Genomic DNA, 2,187 nt, shown 5'->3' on the forward strand with positions numbered 1-2,187 from the left:
CGGCTACCCCGCCTACCAGGCGTTCGCCGAGGTCACGGATCTGGTGCGGGCCCAGGGCGGCGGCCAGTGGTGGGTCGGCGACGCCCCCGTGCGGGAGGGGCGCGGCTCGGGGTCGTCGGGGGCGTACGGCCAGTCCCACCACGGCCACGGCCAGCGGCCCCTCCGCTCCGGTTCGACGCAGGTCATCAGGGCGTTGCCGACGCTCTCGGCGCGTACCCGGCCCGCGGTGGCGTAGCGGGCCGTGACGCCCTGCGCACTCACGCCCCGCTCCCCCGTCGCCTCGGCGGTCACGCCCGCCGCGGACACCGAGACCGCCGCCGGAACCCCGACCTCGGCGTCCGGGGCCACGCGCACGTCGATGAACTGGGTGCCGTCCTCCCCCGCAGCCATCCCCGGGTGGACGCACCGGCCGCCCCCGCTGCCCGCGGAGCAGCTCCAGTCTCCGTGCCCCACCGCCGTGGGAAGCGCGGTGCCCGCACCGCCGGAGGAGACCATCTCCACGCCCGGCGGCAGGGTGAGCAGGGCGACGACCTCCTCGACCGCGCCGCCGCCGATGTTGCGGACGTCCAGGACCATGATCCCCTCGCTGCCGGGGAGGAGGGAGCCGACCGGGTCGATCCCCGCGGCGAACCGCGGCCCCGGCTCCCGCGCCACCTCCTCCTCCGGTACGTCGGCGGGGGGCACCGCCGGGACCGGCTCGGCGGGCTCGGGCCGCTCGTCGGCTTCGGGGCGCGGCCGGTCGTTGGCCGGAGGAGGGGGCCGCGGCGCGTCCGGAGCCGGCCCGGGCGCCTCCGGAGCGGGTGGCGCCGGAGGCTCCCACGGGGCCGCCGCCGGGGGCGGCTGCTGTTCGGGAAGCGGTTCCGGCGCGCTGGTCAGGGCCAGGGCGACCGCGACCGCCACACCGGCCGCCGCCGTGCCTCCGGCCGCCGCCTGCTGCTGGCGGCGCGACATCCTCCCCCACCAGGCGCCCCCGGCCGGGGCGGCGGAGAGGTAGCCCGCCGCCCCCGCGCCCGCCACCAGCGGCAGGACGACGCCGCGCAGGCCGACGTTGACGTCGGCCAGCTCGGCGTAGACAGCGCGGCAGTCGGCGCAGCCGTCCATGTGCCGGTCGACCTTGGCCGTGTCGCGTCTGGACAGCCCCTCCCTGACGTGGGCGCCGAGCAGGCCGAGGGTCGGTCGGCAGGCCTCGGCGGCGTTCCCGCCCGCCAGGTGCATCTGCAGGTACGCCTGCCGCAGGCCCTCCCTCGCCCGGTAGGCGAGGGCGGCGACGCCGTTCGGCTTCATGCCGAGCACGTCCGCGACCTCGGCCGGTTTGGCCCCCTCGATCTCGGTGTGCCAGAGCACCGACTGCCAGCGCTCGGGGAGGGAGAGGAAGGCCCGGGCGATGAGGGAGCGCTCCAGCCCCTCCAGCGCTGGGTCGACGAAGGGCTGGCCGGGGACGAGGCTCTCCAGGTCGTCGGTGACGACCTGCCGCCTCTCCCCTCGCCCCCGGTCGTAGGCGGCGTTGCGGACCGCGGTGAGCAGGTAGGGGCGGAAGGAGTCCTGCGGCCCCCCTCCGCGCTGGATGACGCTGAGCACGCGGGTGAACGCCTCGGCGGCGGCGTCCTCCACCTCCGCCTCACCGCGCAGCAGTTGCCGGGCCAGTCCGCGCGCCGCCGCGGCGTGCCGCTCGTAGAGGGTGGCGTAGGCGCCGGTGTCGCCGTCCCGAACCCACTGAATCAACTCACCGTCACCGACCAGAGTCCCTGTGTGATCGTCGGGGACGTCGTTCACCCGGCGTCCTTTCTGGGGAGTGTGCGCCGCGATCCGCGGATGAGCCCCGGTCCGGCGCTGAGGACACGTGCTCGAAAAATATCCCGCATTCGCGTCACAGCCGCCACCGATCTCCGTAATCAGGGGTGAGGGAGGACGGAACGCGCCGAGCCGACGCGGACCCGCCTCCGCGGCAGGACCGACGGACGGGAGCGACGCCATGGGAGATGCCGAGGTGAGGACCGGGACGCGCGACCGTACGGCCCGTGCCCGGGAACTGCGCGCGCCGTGGGGCCGGCGGAGCCGGGAGGCGGGGTGGGACCCGCCCGAGAGCTGGTGGACGCCCGCCGTGGACGCGGTGTGCGGGGCGTTCGCGTCGGGCGACGACCTGGCCGGTCCCTGCGGTCTCCTGGGCGGGGCGCGGGCGCGTTCGGG

Annotated in this window: 1 protein-coding gene and 1 pseudogene; one reads left to right on the forward strand and one right to left on the reverse strand. The window is 76.8% G+C overall.

All coding sequences use genetic code 11. The features are described 5' to 3' along the window. Positions 1–12: 12 nt before the first annotated feature. Positions 13–1,773, reverse strand: coding sequence for a sigma-70 family RNA polymerase sigma factor (locus ABD54_RS26345; protein WP_053063660.1), 1,761 nt, complete (start codon positions 1,771–1,773; stop codon positions 13–15). 199 nt (positions 1,774–1,972) lie between these two features. Between ABD54_RS26345 and ABD54_RS29295 the strand changes: the two are divergent. After that, a pseudogene (locus tag ABD54_RS29295) lies at positions 1,973–2,187 on the forward strand (hypothetical protein); the annotation flags it as partial.

Source organism: Nocardiopsis sp. RV163 (assembly GCF_001029525.1).
Lineage (GTDB): Bacteria > Actinomycetota > Actinomycetes > Streptosporangiales > Streptosporangiaceae > Nocardiopsis > Nocardiopsis dassonvillei.